Source organism: Paenibacillus sp. VTT E-133280 (assembly GCF_002264385.1).
Classification (GTDB): domain Bacteria; phylum Bacillota; class Bacilli; order Paenibacillales; family Paenibacillaceae; genus Paenibacillus_AQ; species Paenibacillus_AQ nitricinens.
Window position 1 is genome coordinate 78,409 of record NZ_NFUX01000016.1, and the last position, 18,690, is coordinate 97,098.

Below are 18,690 nucleotides of genomic sequence, written 5' to 3' on the forward strand. Positions count from 1 at the left end.
AGAAATGAACAAGAAAAAATGGCTAACAGCGATACTAATTATTGGTGTGTTGGTGATTGCGTTCTTTTGGGGCGGGAATTATCAGAAGAGCCCGAACAAGGTTGCGAGTAACAATGTTGGGTCTCAAGTTGTAGAATCAGCCAATACGGCTTCCAATCAGAATGTTGAAGTAGAGCCTACAGCCTCAAGTGATGCCGAGACAACGGAGATAGCTCCTACAGCTACGCCAGGTGAAACAGCTAAGCCCATTGAAACGGTAAAGCCAACTGAAGAGGTAACGCCAACCGAAACTGCGGGTACAGAGGTTGAAAAGCCGACCGCAACACCTAAACCGGATACACAGGCACAGCCGACCGCAACACCGAAAGCGGCTAAAACGTCCGTTCCGGAAACGAAAGCGACGGCAAAACCAGTAACCAAACCGGATTCAAAAGTAGCGGCAACAGAAGCCAAGCAGGAACCGAAAAAGGATAAATTTCTTACGGATCCAGTACCGAGCGGGAAACCTAAGCCAGTGGAATGGCAAAATGCAACAGTAGATAAGAAGAAGCAATTAACGGCTACCTTGTCCGTCTCGGCGGCTACCATTTTAGATAATATGAACATTTTCAACGAGGATAAGCTTGAAGTATTACCGGCAGATGGTATCATTTATAAAGCGCAGAAGGTAACCTTTTATGAAGGGGAGTCTGTGTTTGATGTTTTGCTAAGAGAGATGAAGAAGAATAAAATCCATATGGAATTCAGTATGACTCCGATCTATAACAGTAATTATATTGAAGGCATAAATAATCTTTATGAATTTGATGCTGGAGAGCTTAGTGGATGGATGTACAAAGTAAATGGCTGGTTCCCTAACTACGGCAGTAGTCGTTATGTGCTTAAGGATGGCGATGTCGTTGAATGGGTATACACTTGTGATCTAGGTCGAGATGTAGGTGGTTATGTAGCCACAGGAGGAGCACAGAAATAATGAAGGATAGCTTTTCTACCTTTCATCCGTTTGTGAATTTTCTTTATTTTGTAGTTGTGTTGTTATTTAGCATGGTGTTCATGCATCCCATATTTCAGGTGATTGCCCTGATCAGTGCAGTGGTTTACTCCTTTATGTTAAAAGGAAAGAAAGCCGTTCGATTTAATCTGCTGTACATGGTTCCTTTTCTACTATTTATGGCGATTATGAACCCTGTTTTTAATCATCAAGGGGTAACGATCTTGTTCTATTTAAACAATGGAAACCCCGTTACGAAGGAATCGATTCTTTATGGCGTAGCAGCGGCGTGCATGTTTGTGACGGTAATCATATGGTTCTCCTGTTATAACGCCGTGATGACCTCTGATAAGTTTATTTATATATTCGGAAAAATACTGCCGGCACTGTCGTTGATTTTTTCGATGGTGCTTCGTTTTGTTCCTAGATATTTAGCGCAAATCAAGGTGATTTCGAATGCTCAAAAATGTATAGGCCGGGATGTCACGCAGGGAAATCTCCTCGCGCGAGCGCAAAATGGGATAACGATCCTATCGATAATGACTACCTGGGCCCTGGAAAATGCGATTGAGACGGCGGATTCCATGAAGTCAAGAGGATATGGATTGCCTGGACGTACAAGCTTTTCGATCTTCCGTTTAGATGTCCGGGACAAAGTAGCCCTCTTGATCATGACAGGCTTAATTGCGATAGTAGCTGTCGGTGCAGCGATGGGTGAGAACACGATGAGATATTATCCGTCGATTAAAGCGAGCGCAATTACACCTTTTAGTATCCTTGTATATATCGCTTATTTTGCGCTATGTATGATCCCTGTGCTCATCAATATGGTGGAGGCAATGAAATGGAAATCTATCGAATCGAAGAACTAAGCTTTGCTTTTCCTGAACAAGAGCAGATGGCTCTTTCGAATGTTAATCTTACGATTGCAAGCGGAGACTTTATTACTGTTTGTGGAAAGTCAGGCTGCGGCAAAAGTACCTTACTAAGACAACTGAAAACAATCCTAACCCCACATGGCAAACGTCAAGGGGTGATTTATTATAAGGGGCAACCTGTAGAGGAGATCGATCAACGGACACAGGCAGCGGAAATCGGTTACGTACTCCAGAGTCCGGACAATCAAATTGTGACAGACAAGGTGTGGCATGAGTTGGCCTTTGGTCTTGAAAGCTTAGGTTATGACAATTCTACGATTCGTTTGCGCGTGGCTGAGATGGCGAGCTTTTTCGGAATTCAGACCTGGTTCCATAAAAGTGTGACTGAGCTATCGGGTGGCCAGAAGCAGCTACTCAATTTAGCAGCGATTATGGCTATGCATCCTTCGGTTCTAATCCTTGATGAGCCTACCTCTCAGCTAGATCCTATTGCAGCTTCCGATTTTTTGGAGACGGTCAAAAAGATTAATCGCGAGCTTGGAACCACCGTTATCATGACCGAGCATCGTCTAGAGGATGTTCTTCCGCTCACAGATCGGCTGATTGTGCTGAATGAGGGCGTTGTGATTGCAGATGATACCCCGCAAAAGGTAGGCGAAGCTTTAAGCAAGCTGAACCATCCAATGTTTCTGTCCATGCCCTCACCCATGCAAATTTACGCAGGCGTAGAGAATGACTTAGCATGGCCTGTTACAGTGAAGGAAGGACGCCAATGGCTGGATGCTTTTCTAGAGGATAAGACACCTGCAACGATGGTAGTAGCTCAGTCAAGCTCGAAAGTGGACGGCCCTGTAGTCATAAAGTTCAAGGATGTATGGTTTAAATATGATAAAAATGGACCGGATATCATCAAAGATTTGTCGTTTGAAGTAAAGCAAGGGCAGTTCTATTGCATTGTTGGTGGGAATGGAACGGGGAAGACATCGACGCTGTCACTTATGAGCGGCATCCTTCAGCCCTATCGAGGGAAGGTTCTAATCGGCGGGAAAAACCCGGCGAAAATAAATGCCAAAGAATTGTTTACTAACCATCTGGGCATCCTTCCGCAAAATCCGCAAACGTTATTTGTGAAAAAAACAGTCGAACTAGATTTATACGAAATGTTATCTCAGCTTCCTTTAACGAAGGAAGAAAAGGTGGCTAAAGTTGAGGCCGTGGTTAAGTTCGCAGAACTGGAACATCTTCTTTCGATGCATCCGTATGATCTTAGCGGGGGAGAACAGCAACGTGCGGCGCTGGCTAAAGTGCTTTTGTTAGAACCGAAGATTCTGCTGCTGGATGAACCGACTAAGGGACTGGATGGACCTTTTAAAGAGAAATTAGCTTTATTTCTACAGAAGCTTAATGCCGAAGGTGTTACCATCGTAATGGTTTCGCATGACGTTGAATTTTGTGCCAAGTACGCCGAGGTCTGCGCGATGTTTTTTGATGGAAGCATCATCACTACGAATGAAGCCCAGAAGTTTTTTGCGGGAAACAGCTTCTATACGACTGCCGCCAATCGGATGGCGCGTCATGTATGGAGCGAGGGAGTTACGATAGAGGGTGTGATTGATTTATGTCAACGAAGCAGGTAACGGGTCGTCGTTTGAGTCGTCGAACTTTATTAGCAGCACTGCTAATCTTTATAGTTATTCCAGCTACAATTTTGTTAGGTATTTTTGTCCTAGACGATCGCAAATATTACTTTATCAGCCTATTGATCGTCCTCTATACGATGATTCCGTTTGCGCTAGTGTTCGAGAATCGGAAGCCTCAGGCGAGGGAACTCATCGTCATAGCGGTGTTAGCAGCCATTGCTGTTGCTGGTCGCGCAGCCTTTTTCATGTTGCCGCAGTTTAAGCCGGTTGTTGCCATTGTCATCATCGCAGGGGTGAGTTTGGGAGCTGAGGCAGGATTTCTGGTCGGTGCTGTTGCGGGCTTTGTCTCCAATTTCTTTTTTGGGCAGGGACCATGGACGCCTTGGCAAATGTTTTGTTTTGGCATCATTGGCTTCCTGGCGGGCATTTTCTTCAAGAAAGGTCTGCTTAAAAAGACCAAACTGTCTCTCTGTATATTCGGAGGGCTAGCGACGTTCTTGGTATATGGCGGCATTATCAATATAGGTTCGCTGATGATGTTCACGTCTGAGTTCTCATGGTCGGCTTTGATGACAACTTATATTTCCGCCTTTTGGTTTGATATGGTGCATGCCATCTCGACGGTGGTGTTCCTCTTTTTCATTGCTAACCCTATGATTGAAAAGTTGGATCGGATAAAAACGAAGTATGGGTTGATTGAGCCTTAGGTTTTGGAATTGGGCATTTGGCGTTTTAAGTGCTGCGCATTGCGCTGGCGGACGCTCCGCTTTTCCACAATCAGTCCGTTCTCTCCGCTGCCATCAGCGCGAACCCCAAAACACAAACCCAAAACCGAAGGAAGGCTCAAAGAACCCCCCCTTCGGTTTTTAGCCGAAGGGGGGCGGCAGTACCTAGTGGCTGGAGCTTTGGCCACTATTAGATATTACAATCAGCTGCAGATCTAGTAGCGATGCTCCTAGATCTAACCTTAAAAAAACAGGCGATGCTCCGGTCTACCGGTATCGCCTGTTTTTTGATTCTATGATATTTAAAAGATGTTAGCTTATTGAGCCTCGTTTGGGTTGCTATTCTTGGCTCTTTCGGCTGGGAGCAGACGGAGAGACAGGTAAACTAACGATAATCGTCGTTCCTTCTCCAACCGCACCATCTATCTCTATCCTTCCCTGATGCAGAGAGACGATTTTTTTAACGATCGCAAGTCCGAGGCCATTGCCATTGTTGTTTCCGTTCCGCGATTTGTCTATTTTATAAAATCTTTGGAATACAGCCTTGAACTCTTCCGGGGACATCCCGATTCCATTATCGCTGATGGTGACGGATACTTCTGCTGCACGACTATCTATACTGATGCGAATATTCCCGCCTTCCGGTGTGAATTTGATGCTGTTGCTGAGCAAATTCATCCATACTTGCTTCAGTTGATCTTCATCACCCTTAATCTTGATCGCTTCCGGCAGTTCAAGGTCGATAACAATGCCTTTGGCTGACCATTGGGGCTCACAGGTCACAACGATGGTTCTAATCTGCTCGTCAAGATTGAAGGGACTTGCGTTGAAGGGATGATGTTCAGAATCCAGGGAAGCGAGCTTCAGTAAATTATCACTTAGCCTTGATAGGCGCTCACTCTCCGCAATGATGATATCAAGATACTCGCTGCGTTCCTCCTCCACGATTAAATCATGGTTCAGTAGCGCCTTGGCAAAGCCGGAAATGGACGTAAGCGGTGTCTGGATTTCATGAGAAACGTTGGATACGAAATCCTGCCTCATCTGTTCCAACTGCTTCAGCTCCCTTGCCATCTCCACATAGCTCTGTGTCAATTCCCCGATTTCATCTATTCGGTTCACTTTAAGCTCCACCTCGAAATCACCCTTGCCCAGCCTTTTGGTCGCATTCGTCAGTGCTTTGATCGGCTCCACCAAATATCTGGCGGCAATAAGAATACATACACTACCCAGTAAAAGCACGAGCAAAAGCACAAATAGCATCATTCGATTGACGATATTTTCGTTCTCAGCAGAATACTGCAAGAACATCGCACGCCACTCCCCGTCCAACATAAAGGGCATCCCGATAAAAATATCCTTATCGTCCGCGGAGGATCGGTAGAGCTTTCCTTGTAGGACTTGTTTGACAGCATCGGGGGGGACCATGACAGCTGGACTACCCTTGAGCCCATAAAAGGTATGTTCCCCGGCATGATTGTACAGGTGGATAGGGTATGCAGATACCTTAACCATACTATTCAGGAACTCGTCCGTATCTTTAGGTTTGGCGTCATCATAGCGGTGAATGATCTCTTTTCCTACTACGATCATTTCATTCTGTCCCTCATAAGTTATTTGTTTCTGAAAGACATACAAACCAATGAAAAAGGAACAGATTAGACTAAAGATAATGATGCCTAGAAACGTGAGAATGACTCGTACATACAACGTCTTGATCATGGCGTAAGGATCAGCCGGTATCCCAGACCGCGGGCCGTTTCGATTTGAAATTGCTCGCCCTTGCCGCTGAATTTCTCCCTCAACCGACTTATGTGCACATCTACAGTCCGGCCGTCTCCTTCATAATTTAATCCCCAGACCTGAAGGATCAACTGTTCTCTTGTGAAGATTTGCCCAGGATGGCTGGCCAGCAGAAACAGCAGCTCAAATTCCTTCAAAGGAATTGTGACTGGTTCTTCACCACGCGTGACCTGAAAAGTTCGGCGGTTGAGAACCACATTGCCCAACTGCACAGACTGGGAAGTAACGACCAGCGAGCGTTTAAGCAAAGCTTTTACTCGCATTACCAGTTCAAGCGGATCAAATGGTTTTGTTAGATAGTCATCCGTACCAAGCTGAAAACCTTTCACTTTGTGTACGGATTCCGCTTTAGCTGTCACCATGAGGAGGGGGATGTTGGCATCCCAGCGCCTGATTTCTCTGCACAGATCCCAACCATTAAGTCCTGGCATCATAATATCTAGAATGACGAGATCGACACGCGAATTCTGTATAATGGACAGAGCTTTGGTACCATCCCTGGCTTCTTTGAGTTCAAAACCTTCTTTTCGCAAAAATAAAGACATTAGCTTTCGGATGTTATCATCATCATCAGCGATAAGTATAGTAGCCACGATTTTCCTCCTCTATTAAGCTTTCATTATATCTGAATTGTTCTTAGCAAGTAATGGTGTTATCCGAACTGCCAACCCAACAGATTCCAATAGTAGAAGAACAGAGTCATTGCCACAGCAGAAAGAGTCACTAACGTATAATGCACCCGCTTGAAAGCTGTCCAGTACTTATTCTTCCAAACCAGTATAGCCGAGATTAACAGAGCTAAAGTCAGACCCACCAAAATGATTGGCATAACTAAACTGAGAGAAAGCGAAAGACTGATACCGCTGTACTTCTGCATCGTGTCCATGGACATAACCACCATGAATATCGTGACGAAAGATAGCAGCGCCCAACCAGCAGTTCCCGTAGACAGTCGGATGGCCCATTTTTCCGGTGGCGTCATCGCCTTGATCTTGCGTCTGGAAAAGATTAGTCCGAGCAATGCAGTGATAAAAATAAACCCAGAGAACCCTAGTACGATAAGCCAAAATTTATTCTGATCCAAGAGAGGCGTACGCTCCAGCGGCATATCTGGTACCATCCCTAAGATCATATGTGTAACCTTACCGGACTCATTCGTGCGGAAGGCAATTTGTTCGGCACCTCCCTCGAGTTGGAACATATTCGGACCGACTTCTCTGTACAATTGTTGTTCACTACCACTTCCCAAGGATAGCTTATTATCCTCAACCGAGACATTCAGCTGAGCGAAAAAATTGAAAAACTTATCAATATCACTGATGTTTCTGCGGGTAAATTGATAGGATCCTGCGAATTTCTGAATAGATTCATCAGAAGCGATGAATTCAGGCTGACTCCCATCAGGAGCAGGGTAGTAGCGGTTGAAAAAGGCTTGGATGAGGTCTGATGCGGAATCACCGCCCTCACCGCCGCTGTAGGATACAAAGATGCCTACATGCTTGGCAGGCACAAGATACAATCCCGTATTAAACATGGGGTCAGAACCACCATGAGTGATCAGCGTGAGCCCATTGATTTGTTTCTCTGCGAACCCAAGATCCACTCCCGGCAGACGTTTATCAAATTGAAACGCCGTTGAATGCATTAGTTCTGCCGTCTCGGGTCTCAGAATCTGCTGGTCACCATAGTTGCCGTTCTGCAGATGGGCGATCATGAAATGTGCCATATCTACTGCTGATACTGTACCCGAGCCGGCAGGACGAAACCCTCCCTCGAAGGTAGGTGTGCCTGGAATAAAACTACCGTTCTCGCTGTTGTACCCGACAACTTTGTTGGGCATGAATGACTCCGGCAAAGGTTCTACTACAGTCGAATATTTCATGTCGAGCGGATCAAAAATATATTTCTTTATATAATCATTGTAAGGAACACCGCTAACTTCCTCTACAATTAGACCTGCGAGTGTAGCACCGTAGTTCGAATAAGAACTTATCTGTCCGGGTGGTCTTACTCGTGATAACATATGCTTATTGAGTGTTTCCGAGATTGACCCCGGCAATTTGGCAGGGTCTGTAGTGATTTGATAACCAACTCCACCTTCTTCGAACCCTGCTGTATGTGTCATCAAATGGCGCATAGTAATCGGCTCAGGATAAGTAGCAGGGATCTTTACTGATTTCAGGTAGGTATTAATATCCGTGTCCAGATTAATTTTACCTTGCTCGACCAATTGCATTACCGCTGTCCAGGTGAATAGCTTTGTCGTCGAAGCGATTCGAAACATGCTGGTTGTCGGATCAACCGGTGCCTCTTCTTCCAGATTGGAACTGCCATAACCTTTGGCCAAAATAATTTTGTTATCCTTTACGATCGAGATGACCGCTCCCGGAATTTGCAGCCGATTCATATCTTTTTCCATAATGCCATCAACGAAGGTAGTCAGACTAGCGGTATCATCAAGATTGGCGGGTGCTTCAGTCTGAGCTATAGGTAGCACGGTTTGATCCGTCTTGGTCTCGGCCGATGCCTGTTTTCCGGGCAACACCAGACTTGCTCCTAATCCGGCACTAATCACAGCCAATAGGGTTAGAACAGCGATCAGTCTTTTTTTTATAGATGTTAACATTATTATCCTCCGCATCATCAATTATTGGGCTTGGATGATCATCCACCTAACGCTTATAGAGATTATCAGAGTAGTGTGAATGGAACGTTAACAAGACTATAAAAAAACAGACTGCCATCCGCCGCCTTTAACGACAGAGGGTAGTCTATTGTGAAAAAATTAAAATAAACAGCGGTAGTTTTCTATTAGAATCAGGGAACTCTTCTACATATCCCCACTTATCGTTCAGCTACAACTCCTTGTGACGGAACTTCCACAACGGGTCGCCTATGGGTGGACTCAAGGGTGGAAAGGTCCCCATCCAGTGCTTTGAGTCCGGGGAGTAGCAAGGCTGCGCTAGCACAGAGCATTGGAAGCAGTCCGGCGATTATAAAAAGCACAGGTACCCCATAATGCTCGGCAATCGCACCACCGGCAAAAGCACCAAAAGGCTGCAAGCCGCCACCGATCAGAAAGCGAATAGAATTAACCCTTCCTTGCAGATTGCTCGGAACTAGACGTCCATGGAGTGACGAGCTTAAGGAACCGAAGAAGGGAGCTAACGCTCCAGTAGCAAATACGGCGGCGAGAGCAAAAGAAAAATTAGGGAATAACCCCCATAAGGTAGTCACTAAACCTATGGTCCCCAGACTGCCAAGCATGACAAACCGCCTTTTTTTTATCTCCCCGATCATGGAAATCACACTTAGCCCGACTAAGGTTCCCAGCGCTAAAACCGTACTTAGCGTGCCCATCGTTGCCGCATCGCGGTGGAGCACTTCGCGTACAAAAGGCACCATCATCGTCCAGACGGCAATTGAGCTTAAATTACTGATGGAGGCCATGATCATAATCGTAAGCATTGCAGGAAATTGTTTATAGAAGGTAAAGCCCTCGGCTATCTCGCGAACGTAAATAGTGATGGAGAAACGACCTGGGGCTGGAGAAGGTTTTGGTAGATTTTGTAAACATAGCAGGGTAGTTATGGCGGCTACGTAACATAACATGTTGATGCTAAGGGCTGGCAGCGCTCCACTGGCAGCGGTCAACGCTCCAGCTAAGGCAGGTCCCAGTAACACTGCTGCGCTTTTACTGCCATCAATGATAGCAAAAGCCCGCACCAGCTTCCGGCTGTCAGCAACGCCGGGAATAACAGCCATCGCTGTTGGCATGAACAGTGCGGCGCAGGCACCGCTTAGTCCGGCAGCGACAAACAGATGCCACAGCTGCAGCTGACCCGCTAATCCCATGCCAAGTGGGAGGGCTATAGCCAGCAAGCGAATGGCTGCCAAGCAGGCCATAAAACGGACCCGGTGCAGCCGATCAGACAACGGTGAACCGAGCAAGCGCAACAGTAGCTCAGGTATGCCAGAGCTGAGCGCGAGTGCTCCCATCGCTAGCTTAGAACCGGTTAGCTCATAGACGAGCCATTCCATAGCCAGTAAGCCAAAGGCATCCCCAAAAGCGCTTAAAGTAATGGTCGAGAGAAGACCATAATAGCTGCGTTTTATCATAGCTTGGTAGCTCCTTTTTAACTCTCCAGATACGTCCCAATCTGCTGGGGCAGTCCATTTAAGGCTTCTAATCGTAGGCTGTACGAAGCGCTTCTAGCATGGGTATGGACAATGACCAGCCCAGCTGCGCGCAGCGCGATAAGATGGTAGTGGATTGTGCTTTTGGAAAGTCCTACTTCACGTACGATTTCTGTGAAATTGAGCTGTTTCCCTGTGAGTAAACGAAGGATATACAGCCGGGTCTCATCCGACAATGCTCGAGTAAGGCGGAGTAGTGCAGGAGCAGGCCGTCCGGCTTCCGGAGGGAGAACATCACAAGAGTAGCTAGTGAACACGAATTCATCATACATAGAGGTGGTAACCAGTGGACGCGCATGATATTGCGGGATGATAATGACCTGCTTCAGATGTTCGTTTGGATAAAGGCGTATGCCAGCGGTAGCTGCTTCAAACACTTCCAAGTCATTATTGCCGCTTAGCATCGCGCGTCTTGATTCGGCTTCCTGCTCAAGCCCTTTGATGATATTAGGGTCGATTCCACTGAAGTATCCCGCGTTCCATTCGCGCAGGATATCAGAAGCAGTATCCCTAAGCTCCGCAAGATTGGAGGGAACTGATTGGCCGAAACGTCCGGAAATTTCATATAGCTCTCCAGATGTTAAAGCATCGAACCAGACCAAAAAGCCCTCTACCGAACGCTCGCCCGGACAAGACCAAATATAGGGGGCCAAACTGAAATCATCAAGTTTTTTAACGACCTCTTGCATTTTACGAAGGAGCATGGGTGCGAATCTTGCCTGAACATCGCGTACCCAGAGCTTACCGGAATCCATGGCAGTATGGTTCTGCTTGCTTAGAAAGGCAGTCATACTACTAACACATTCATACATGGGTGCAAAATCAACTTCTACTTTATAATCCATGAGCTGCTCCATTCTTTCAGTGAAATACTGAACTTCCTTATTGTTCTATAAATATAGAACTACTTGTTGGTTTTATTGTAAACGAACTCTTTGTTCTTTTCAATAGCCATTTCACCGAAAAATCCGAACTCAAAATAATGTTTAAATATAATCAATTGATTATATAAGTGTACGGTTATATAATGAATTTGATATTTAAATGAAGAAGGTGTAAATAGACTTGAAGGACACAAACGATTTGACTCAGGGTCCTATAATGCCTACCTTAATGAAATTAACGCTTCCGATTATTGCGACGAATTTCATCTCTACTACTTATGGTCTAGTCGATATGATTTGGGTTGGAAGGTTAGGAAGTGGTCCGGTTGCCGCGATTGGTACAGCGAGTTTTTTCATTAATCTAGCGATTGCTTTATCGACTATGGTTACGATCGGCACAGGGATTAAGGTGGCGCATTGTATGGGATCCGGTCAGTTAGAGAAGGCTAAATCTTATATAAAAAACGGATTTATGATGTCTATTTTATTAGGACTTCTCTATATGAGTTTAGTGCTATTAACCAAGAATCAGTTGATTGGTTTTTTTGATCTTGGAAGTGATGAAGTAGAGCGGATGGCTAGACAATTTCTAATGATTTCGATATTTGGATCGGTATTTTCCATTGTGAATACGTTATTCGCAACTCTCCTAAACGCTATGGGAAATAGTAAACAACCGTTTCAGATCTTCTCCATTGGTCTTATGGTTAATATTGTCCTTGATCCATTTTTGATTTTTGGCTGGGGCAGTTTTGAGGGCTGGGGAGTAGCGGGGGCCGCTATTGCAACATTAATGGCGAATATTTTGGTTACGGCTCTTTTTATCATGAAGACAAGAAAGTCAGAACTCATTTCAAGCACATCCGCGTGGGACAGTCGTCAAATGAAAGAAGTCATCCGCATGGGGCTACCAATAACGATCCAACGGGTCACCTTTACGATCATATCGATCATCATTGCCAAGATCATTGTACGATTTGGAGCGGATGCTATTGCGGTTCAAAAAGTAGGAATCCAAATTGAATCCATTTCCTATATGACCATTGGCGGACTACAGGGAGCTATTGCTGCCTTTTTTGGTCAAAATTATGGAGCACGTCGCTTCGATCGTATGGGGCAGGGGTACCGTCAGGCCTTAATTTTAACCTCCATTTTTGGCGTGATCGTGTCGCTTCTATTTATTGCGTTCCCGCAGCAGCTATTTTCATTGTTTTTATCAGACCAGACAAGTTTGGAATTGGGCGCAGATTATATGCGGATCATCGGTTACTCACAGGTATTCATGTGTCTGGAATTGATGACAGTAGGTGCTTTTAACGGCATGGGTCAAACCCACATTCCACCGATCTTTAGTATTTCATTTACTGCACTCCGAATTCCACTAGCCTTACTCTTATCCGAACCTTTTGGCTTGAATGGGGTGTGGATGTCGATTGCGATAAGCAGTGTTTTCAAGGGAGTTATTCTAGTGTTCTGGTTTAGAAGATCTTTGTTCAGAATGAACAGACAGCAGGTAAACTACTAAGCAGAGGATGAGCGTGAAATGGCTTTATTAAATCGTAAACTCATACAGCTTCTAAGAGATAACCAATTAAATAAGGAGATTTTTCATGGCGAATTTGGACTAGAAAAAGAAAACGTCAGAGTGGATCCAGAAGGAAACCTTGCACTAACTCCACATCCAAAAGCCTTTGGCAACAAGCTGGAGAACCCCTATATTCAAACGGATTTTTCAGAGAGTCAGGTTGAAATGGTGACACCCTCTTTTGATTCTATTGAAGAGACTTATAACTTTCTGGAGGCGCTACAGGATATTGTGTCGCTAGAGCTTAATGAAGAGTATCTGTGGCCGAGTAGTAATCCTCCCATGCTACCGAAGGATAAGGACATTCCCATTGCCAGAATGGGTAATCCGGTAGAGGACGAGTATAGACATCAGTTAGCCGATAAGTATGGCCGCAAAAGACAATTGCTGAGCGGGATTCATTATAATTTCTCTTTTGATGAACAATTTCTAAAAAAGCTTCATGATATCGTAGATTCACAAGAGAGCTATAAAGATTTCAAAGATGCTACCTATTTAAAAATAGCCCGCAACCTATTGCGATACCGCTGGCTTCTACTCTATTTAACAGGCGCTAGTCCTGTTTTTGATAAGACGTATATGGAGCAATGTGTGGCACGTGGTGAATCAGATGATGACAAAAGCTTCTATTATCTGAATATGAATTCACTGCGAAATAGCGAATGCGGGTATAGGAATGAAAAACCTCTCTATGTTTCTTTTGATTCCCTTACGGACTACGTACATGATTTACAAGCGTTGATCGAGTCAGAAGAATTATTAAGTGTAAAAGAGTTCTATAGCCCGGTTAGAGTGAAGACGGCAAGAGGTAAACATCCATTAGAGGAGCTACTGCAAGATGGTGTTGCCTATTTGGAGCTTCGTTTTATTGATCTGAATCCCCTCTACAAAATAGGGATTAGCAAAGAAACGATGATTTTTATACATCTGTTTATCGTGTATATGCTACTGAAAGAGGACGAACCGTTCGGCGTAGAGGATCAGAAGCTGGCGAATCTTAATCATGATCAATTGATCATGGAGGGGATTCAAGGCTGTTTGCATGATAACGGAGATTCTTGCGAGGCAATGGAGCAGAAGGCTTTAATTTGTATGCAAGAGATGCAGGATATGATTGAGCAATTGAACCCGGAGGATAAACAGTTCTCGAACGTTCTGAACGGAGCTAAGGATAAGATTCTAAATCCAGATCAGAGCTTTGCAGGGATTGTGAAGTCGGAAGTTCAACAATCCTCTTTTATTAAATATCATCTGAATAAAGCCAAACAATATGCTAAGGAAAGTCTTACGAATGGGTACCGCTTTGTAGGATATGAGGATTTGGAGCTATCTACACAGCTTCTACTGAAGGCGGCGGTTAAACGTGGGATTAAGTTTCGATTGCTCGATCGGGAAGAGAACTTCGTTGTACTTACGAAAGGCGATCATAAAGAATACGTTAAGCAGGCTACGAAGACATCCCTGGATTCTTACAGCACGGTACTAATTATGGAGAATAAAATTGTTACGAAGGAAGTTCTCAAACAGCAAGGCATTCGTGTTCCCTCAGGTGAGGCTTTTGGAGATTTGAAAGCGGCAATGAATGCCTATGACACTTATCGTAATAAGCCAATTGTGATCAAACCCAAATCAACGAATTTTGGACTCGGCATTACTATTTTTACAGATGAGTTCTCCAAAGAAGACTATCAAAAAGCCTTCACTATCGCCTTCGAGCATGATCGGACAGTACTGCTTGAGGAATTTATGACGGGGAAAGAATATCGTTTTCTAGTCATGGGTGATGAAGTAGTCGGAGTATTGCACCGGGTTCCGGCGAATGTGGTCGGTGATGATGTACATACGATTGAAGAGCTGGTCCACGAAAAGAATAAGGATCCGCTAAGAGGTCGTGGCTACAAAACTCCGCTTGAGAAAATTCAGATCGGCGAAGCAGAGGCGATGTTCTTGAAGAATCACGCGCTGGCTTGGAGCGATGTTCCTTCATTGAATGAGACCATTTTTTTACGGGAGAATTCGAATATTAGTACTGGTGGAGATAGCCTAGACTTTACAGATGAGATTCCACACAGCTATAAAGAACTAGCCATTCAATCAGCTAAAGCTGCGGGGGCCACGATTTGTGGAGTGGATATGATGATCGATGATATGCAGGAAGAAGCGACCGATACCAATTACAGCATTATTGAGATCAATTTCAATCCAGCAATTCATATTCACTGTTATCCTTATAAAGGGAAGAACCGAAAGGCAGATGAGCGGATATTGGATTTATTGTTTGGCGAATGAACAGAAGCTCAGCCAGTACTATTGGTTGAGCTTTTGCTTTTAAACGATTTCCACCCCTTGTGACACTCTTGTAACAGAGATTGACTACGATAGGTTATGAGGTGAGAGAATGAAGAAAGCTAAAGGTTTTATCGTGTTGATCTTATTGTTGGTTGTAGGATGTAGTTCTGTAACACCGCAAGCTAATCAAGAACTGAAGATAGAAGAGAAGAAGGAAGAGAAGACCGAAAGGAATGAGAAGATGGCCTTCTGGGAGGACCAGAGAAAAGGAGCCAATTTCATGAATTCAAAATCTTTACCGGAAAACTATGATGCTGCCAAAGAGCAAAACATTGAATTCATTCGACTTGCACCAGATAAATGGGCAAAAGACAGGGATTTCCTGTTCAATGACAAACTGGATGCGAACCCGGATAAAGATTTTCTAATAGGGAATGCAGATAAGTATGAAGGGATGGTTGAGGCGGATTTTGCCGAGTTAAAAGCGGACTTAGATGCAGCGGAGGCTCGGGGCTCCAAAGTAGTGCTGACTGTCTTAAGTCTCCCCGGAGATCGCTGGAGGCAGTTCAACAATTATGAGAATGATGATCGGATATGGAAGGATTTCAGTTATCATGAACAAGCGGCAGTATTTTGGAGGGATCTGGCAAGTCGATTGAAGGATCATCCTGCGGTAATCGGTTATAACTTGATTAATGAGCCACATCCGGAGACGGCGACTGGATTTCATGACTTCTGGACTCAGGATTACAACGAATGGTATAGCTCAGTCGAGAATACGCCTGCGGATTTAAATCTTTTATATGAGACAATTGTGACCGCTATTCGTACTGTGGATACCAAGACACCTATTATCGTCAATTCTGGTCTGTATGCTACACCGTGGGCCTTTAAATATTTGAAACCTATCGAAGACGAGAATGTGTTGTATGCTTTTCATATGTACGAGCCTTACGAGCTAACCAGTCAGAATAAGAAAAAAGGGTTAACCTATGAATATCCTGGAACGATAAAAGTCGGAGACAATAAAACGGAAAAAGCATTTAATAAAGAGACCTTAAAGGAATTTTTGGAACCTGTTGCGCAGTGGGCAAAGGAACATAATATTCCCGCATATCGGATTGTTGCCGAAGAGTTTGGAACGAATCGGTTAGTAAAAGGTGCAGATCAATACATGGCTGATTTAATCTCGATTTTTGATGACTTTGGCTGGCACTGGGGTTTTTATGCCTTTCGAGAGGATACATGGGACGGAATGGATTATGAACTGGGCAATCAGCCCCCAACTTGGGAATATTGGCAAGCGATAGAGAAAGGCGAACAGCCCCCTCGAACAGCAGTAGATCATAACCCGATTTGGGAAGTATTGAAGAAAGGACTTGAAGGAAAGGAGTAAATGATGCTAATTGAACATTCTAATTGCCGATGATGAGAAACATATGACCCATATCTTGAAGACTTATTTTGAAAAAGAGGGCTATAACGTTTGGGTAGCTGCAGATGGGGAGGAGGCGCTAGAGCTCTTTTTTTCGAATAAGATCGATCTTGTGGTATTGGATTGGATGATGCCGAAGCGAAGCGGGATTGAGGTGTGTAATGAAATCAAGCAGGTTAGTTTAGCTAAAGTGGTGATGCTGACCGCCCGATCTTCCCATGACGATGAATTTAGCGCTTTAGATATCGGTGCAGATGAATATATAAGAAAACCATTCGACCCACGGATTTTAATGCTGAGAATCAAAAAAATGCTGGGTACCGAAAAAGTGGCTGCTATACGGGATTTAGAAATTGATTTTGAGCGGAAGAAAGTGTACAAGCAGGGGGAGGAGCTGTCCCTTTATAAAAAAGAATTTGAATTGCTAACCTTCCTCTATGAGAATAAAGGCCGGATTTTGTCTAGAGATGCTTTGATATCTTCCGTTTGGGGGATGGACTACCTTGGCGAAGAAAGAACCGTGGATACACATATTAAGAGATTGCGCGATAAGATTGGGGCTGACCACGTAATCACACACAGGGGAATGGGGTACAGCTTCCATGATAAAAATCAATAAAATAAGCACCAAGTTATTGATTATGGTAAGTATCATTCTGCTGATTGTGTTTGGAACATCTTATTTATTGCACAATTTTTTCTCGTCCGATTATTATCTTTATAAAATGAAAACCAAGATTAACGCTATTTATGAAGAAGTAAAGGATCTCAGTCTGGATCAGCTCAAGGACAATGAAACAGCGATCGAGAACAATAACAATGTAACGATTGTGAGGGTTGAGAACAGAGGAAGCGTGACAGCAATTAACGAGAACATTCAATTTGCGTTGTTTAAAGATAAGGTGGCACTCAATAAGTTTTGGATTACAGAAAAAGTTTTGCAAAAGGTAAACGAAGGAAATACGGTGAATCTTTTATTTAATCAGGGGAAATTGAAATCCAGCCTGTTAACGAAAATATACGAGCAGGATGGCAGTTTGATTCTCATCGGCACTGTGGTTGTGCACAATACCGATGCTTTAAATATCGTAAATCAATTCAGCTTCTATTCCATTCTTTTGGGGATTATTATCAGCTTGCTGTTAGTGGCATTTTTTTCAAAAAAGATTATTACCCCATTAGAGAAGCTACAGGATGTCGCGAAGGATATCTCCAATCTTGAATTTAAACAGGTGACGATTAAAACGGGGGATGAAATCGAAGAATTATCCAAAAGCATTAACCAGATGAGCCAGCGCCTGAAAAGTGCCCATGCAGAGCTGGAGCAGAAAAATCAAAGCTTAAACACACTGATCTCAAGCATTTCACATGAAGTGAAGACACCGTTATCCCTAATTCAAGCGTATACCATTGGCATTCAAGACGATTTGGATGATGGTACGTATACGGATATCATTTTGGAGCAGGTGAAATATACGTCGGATATGGTGGATTACTTAATTAAACTGTCCAAAATCCAAAAGACCGAAGTCCATAAAGAAAGATTCGATCTTAAAGAGCTTCTGCTCAAAGTGATCTCACAATATAATATTACGCTCAAAAATAAAAATCTGATTTTACAGAGCGACTTCCATGCGGTTAATCGATCCATCGTTGAAGAGGATATCAGCCAAATAGAAATTATATTCAACAACTTAATTAGTAATGCCATTAAATATGGGGAAGAGAATGTTTTTGGAATATCGCTAGCGAATGATAGCCACGATACCCTGAAATTCACCATTACAAATAAAACCACGCGCCTAAAAGAGAAGCATCTAGCGTATATCTGGGACCCGTTCTATGTGATCGAGGAGTCTCGGAATAAAGAAATCTCCGGTACTGGACTTGGCCTGTCTATCGTCGCGGAGATTCTAGCTAAAAATGATCTGAAATACGAAGCCACATTAGAGGACTCGTATATTAGTTTTAGTGTTTGGTTTGATGTTGAGATTACAGAATGATGAGTACTTTGGTATCTTCGTATGAACATAATATATACCTCGATTAAATGATTAGATTAGGGAAAACCTCCCTTTGTTCGTATGATGTGAAGCTTAATGCAACGCTAGTGGAATTGAATTACAGTTCTTAGGCAGAGACATGATTCTACATATAATCGTGAATGTTTTTAGACTTCCCCCAATAAATATGGTGAAAAGTAACGGAGGGAATTTTGGAACTGTAGGAGCGGAGCGTTCGCCTGAAAGCTTTCCGAAGGAAA

General features: G+C 43.9%; 14 protein-coding genes. 9 read left to right on the plus strand and 5 right to left on the minus strand.

Features of this window, described 5'->3' with window-relative positions; all coding sequences use genetic code 11:
- The first annotated feature begins 4 nt into the window (after positions 1-4).
- Genes CA600_RS09855 through CA600_RS09870 form a run of 4 tightly spaced genes read left to right on the plus strand, consistent with a single transcriptional unit; the run spans position 5 to position 4,216 of the window.
- A complete protein-coding gene (locus CA600_RS09855; RefSeq protein WP_094870028.1) occupies positions 5-973 on the plus strand; it encodes a DUF4430 domain-containing protein in 969 nt (322 codons plus the stop codon).
- Positions 973-1,863, plus strand: coding sequence for an energy-coupling factor transporter transmembrane component T (locus tag CA600_RS09860; protein WP_094870029.1), 891 nt, complete (start codon positions 973-975; stop codon positions 1,861-1,863). The genes CA600_RS09855 and CA600_RS09860 overlap by 1 nt, the downstream gene beginning before the upstream one ends.
- Positions 1,836-3,506: an ABC transporter ATP-binding protein gene (locus CA600_RS09865; protein WP_094870030.1), complete on the plus strand. Its 1,671-nt coding sequence runs from the start codon at positions 1,836-1,838 to the stop codon at positions 3,504-3,506. Before CA600_RS09860 ends, CA600_RS09865 begins: the two co-directional genes overlap by 28 nt.
- Positions 3,488-4,216 carry an ECF transporter S component gene (locus CA600_RS09870; RefSeq protein WP_094870031.1) on the plus strand — a complete coding sequence of 243 codons (729 nt, stop codon included), beginning with the start codon at positions 3,488-3,490 and terminating at the stop codon, positions 4,214-4,216. Before CA600_RS09865 ends, CA600_RS09870 begins: the two co-directional genes overlap by 19 nt.
- A 357-nt stretch (positions 4,217-4,573) precedes the next feature.
- On the opposite strand, the gene CA600_RS09875 is transcribed toward CA600_RS09870, so the two are convergent.
- From CA600_RS09875 to CA600_RS09895, 5 genes are all read right to left on the minus strand, one after another.
- On the minus strand, positions 4,574-5,956 hold the full coding sequence (locus CA600_RS09875) for a HAMP domain-containing sensor histidine kinase (protein WP_094870032.1): 1,383 nt from the start codon (positions 5,954-5,956) through the stop codon (positions 4,574-4,576).
- On the minus strand, positions 5,953-6,630 hold the full coding sequence (locus tag CA600_RS09880) for a response regulator transcription factor (RefSeq protein ID WP_094870033.1): 678 nt from the start codon (positions 6,628-6,630) through the stop codon (positions 5,953-5,955). The genes CA600_RS09875 and CA600_RS09880 overlap by 4 nt, the downstream gene beginning before the upstream one ends.
- A gap of 59 nt (positions 6,631-6,689) precedes the next feature.
- Entirely contained in the window at positions 6,690-8,663 is a 1,974-nt protein-coding gene (locus tag CA600_RS09885; RefSeq protein WP_094870034.1) for a serine hydrolase domain-containing protein, read from the minus strand.
- Between the two features lie 218 nt (positions 8,664-8,881).
- A complete protein-coding gene (locus CA600_RS09890; RefSeq protein ID WP_094870035.1) occupies positions 8,882-10,156 on the minus strand; it encodes an MFS transporter in 1,275 nt (424 codons plus the stop codon).
- 17 nt (positions 10,157-10,173) lie between these two features.
- Complete coding sequence (locus tag CA600_RS09895) at positions 10,174-11,079, minus strand: ArsR/SmtB family transcription factor (RefSeq protein WP_179281582.1); 906 nt, start codon at positions 11,077-11,079, stop codon at positions 10,174-10,176.
- A gap of 220 nt (positions 11,080-11,299) precedes the next feature.
- Between CA600_RS09895 and CA600_RS09900 the strand changes: the two genes are divergently transcribed.
- The 5 genes from CA600_RS09900 (at position 11,300) to CA600_RS09920 (ending at position 18,430) form a co-directional block, all read left to right on the plus strand.
- Positions 11,300-12,643: an MATE family efflux transporter gene (locus CA600_RS09900; protein WP_094870037.1), complete on the plus strand. Its 1,344-nt coding sequence runs from the start codon at positions 11,300-11,302 to the stop codon at positions 12,641-12,643.
- Positions 12,644-12,661: 18 nt separating this feature from the next.
- Positions 12,662-14,992: a bifunctional glutamate--cysteine ligase GshA/glutathione synthetase GshB gene (gene gshAB, locus CA600_RS09905; RefSeq protein ID WP_094870038.1), complete on the plus strand. Its 2,331-nt coding sequence runs from the start codon at positions 12,662-12,664 to the stop codon at positions 14,990-14,992.
- A gap of 109 nt (positions 14,993-15,101) precedes the next feature.
- A complete protein-coding gene (locus CA600_RS09910) occupies positions 15,102-16,388 on the plus strand; it encodes a glycoside hydrolase family 5 protein (protein WP_094870039.1) in 1,287 nt (428 codons plus the stop codon).
- 10 nt (positions 16,389-16,398) lie between these two features.
- Positions 16,399-17,046 (plus strand): response regulator transcription factor, encoded by a 648-nt coding sequence (locus CA600_RS09915; protein ID WP_094870040.1) that lies wholly within the window; start codon positions 16,399-16,401, stop codon positions 17,044-17,046.
- Positions 17,030-18,430, plus strand: a complete 1,401-nt coding sequence (locus CA600_RS09920; protein WP_094870041.1) for a sensor histidine kinase — start codon at positions 17,030-17,032, stop codon at positions 18,428-18,430. Before CA600_RS09915 ends, CA600_RS09920 begins: the two co-directional genes overlap by 17 nt.
- Positions 18,431-18,690: the final 260 nt, after the last annotated feature.

Coding starts and splice junctions, on each gene's coding strand:
- CA600_RS09855 (WP_094870028.1), top strand. CDS start 5: ATGAACAAGAAAAAATGGCTAACAGCGATACTAATTATTGGTGTGTTG.
- CA600_RS09860 (WP_094870029.1), top strand. CDS start 973: ATGAAGGATAGCTTTTCTACCTTTCATCCGTTTGTGAATTTTCTTTAT.
- CA600_RS09865 (WP_094870030.1), top strand. CDS start 1,836: ATGGAAATCTATCGAATCGAAGAACTAAGCTTTGCTTTTCCTGAACAA.
- CA600_RS09870 (WP_094870031.1), top strand. CDS start 3,488: ATGTCAACGAAGCAGGTAACGGGTCGTCGTTTGAGTCGTCGAACTTTA.
- CA600_RS09875 (WP_094870032.1), bottom strand. CDS start 5,956: ATGATCAAGACGTTGTATGTACGAGTCATTCTCACGTTTCTAGGCATC.
- CA600_RS09885 (WP_094870034.1), bottom strand. CDS start 8,663: ATGTTAACATCTATAAAAAAAAGACTGATCGCTGTTCTAACCCTATTG.
- CA600_RS09890 (WP_094870035.1), bottom strand. CDS start 10,156: ATGATAAAACGCAGCTATTATGGTCTTCTCTCGACCATTACTTTAAGC.
- CA600_RS09895 (WP_179281582.1), bottom strand. CDS start 11,079: ATGGATTATAAAGTAGAAGTTGATTTTGCACCCATGTATGAATGTGTT.
- gshAB (WP_094870038.1), top strand. CDS start 12,662: ATGGCTTTATTAAATCGTAAACTCATACAGCTTCTAAGAGATAACCAA.
- CA600_RS09910 (WP_094870039.1), top strand. CDS start 15,102: ATGAAGAAAGCTAAAGGTTTTATCGTGTTGATCTTATTGTTGGTTGTA.
- CA600_RS09920 (WP_094870041.1), top strand. CDS start 17,030: ATGATAAAAATCAATAAAATAAGCACCAAGTTATTGATTATGGTAAGT.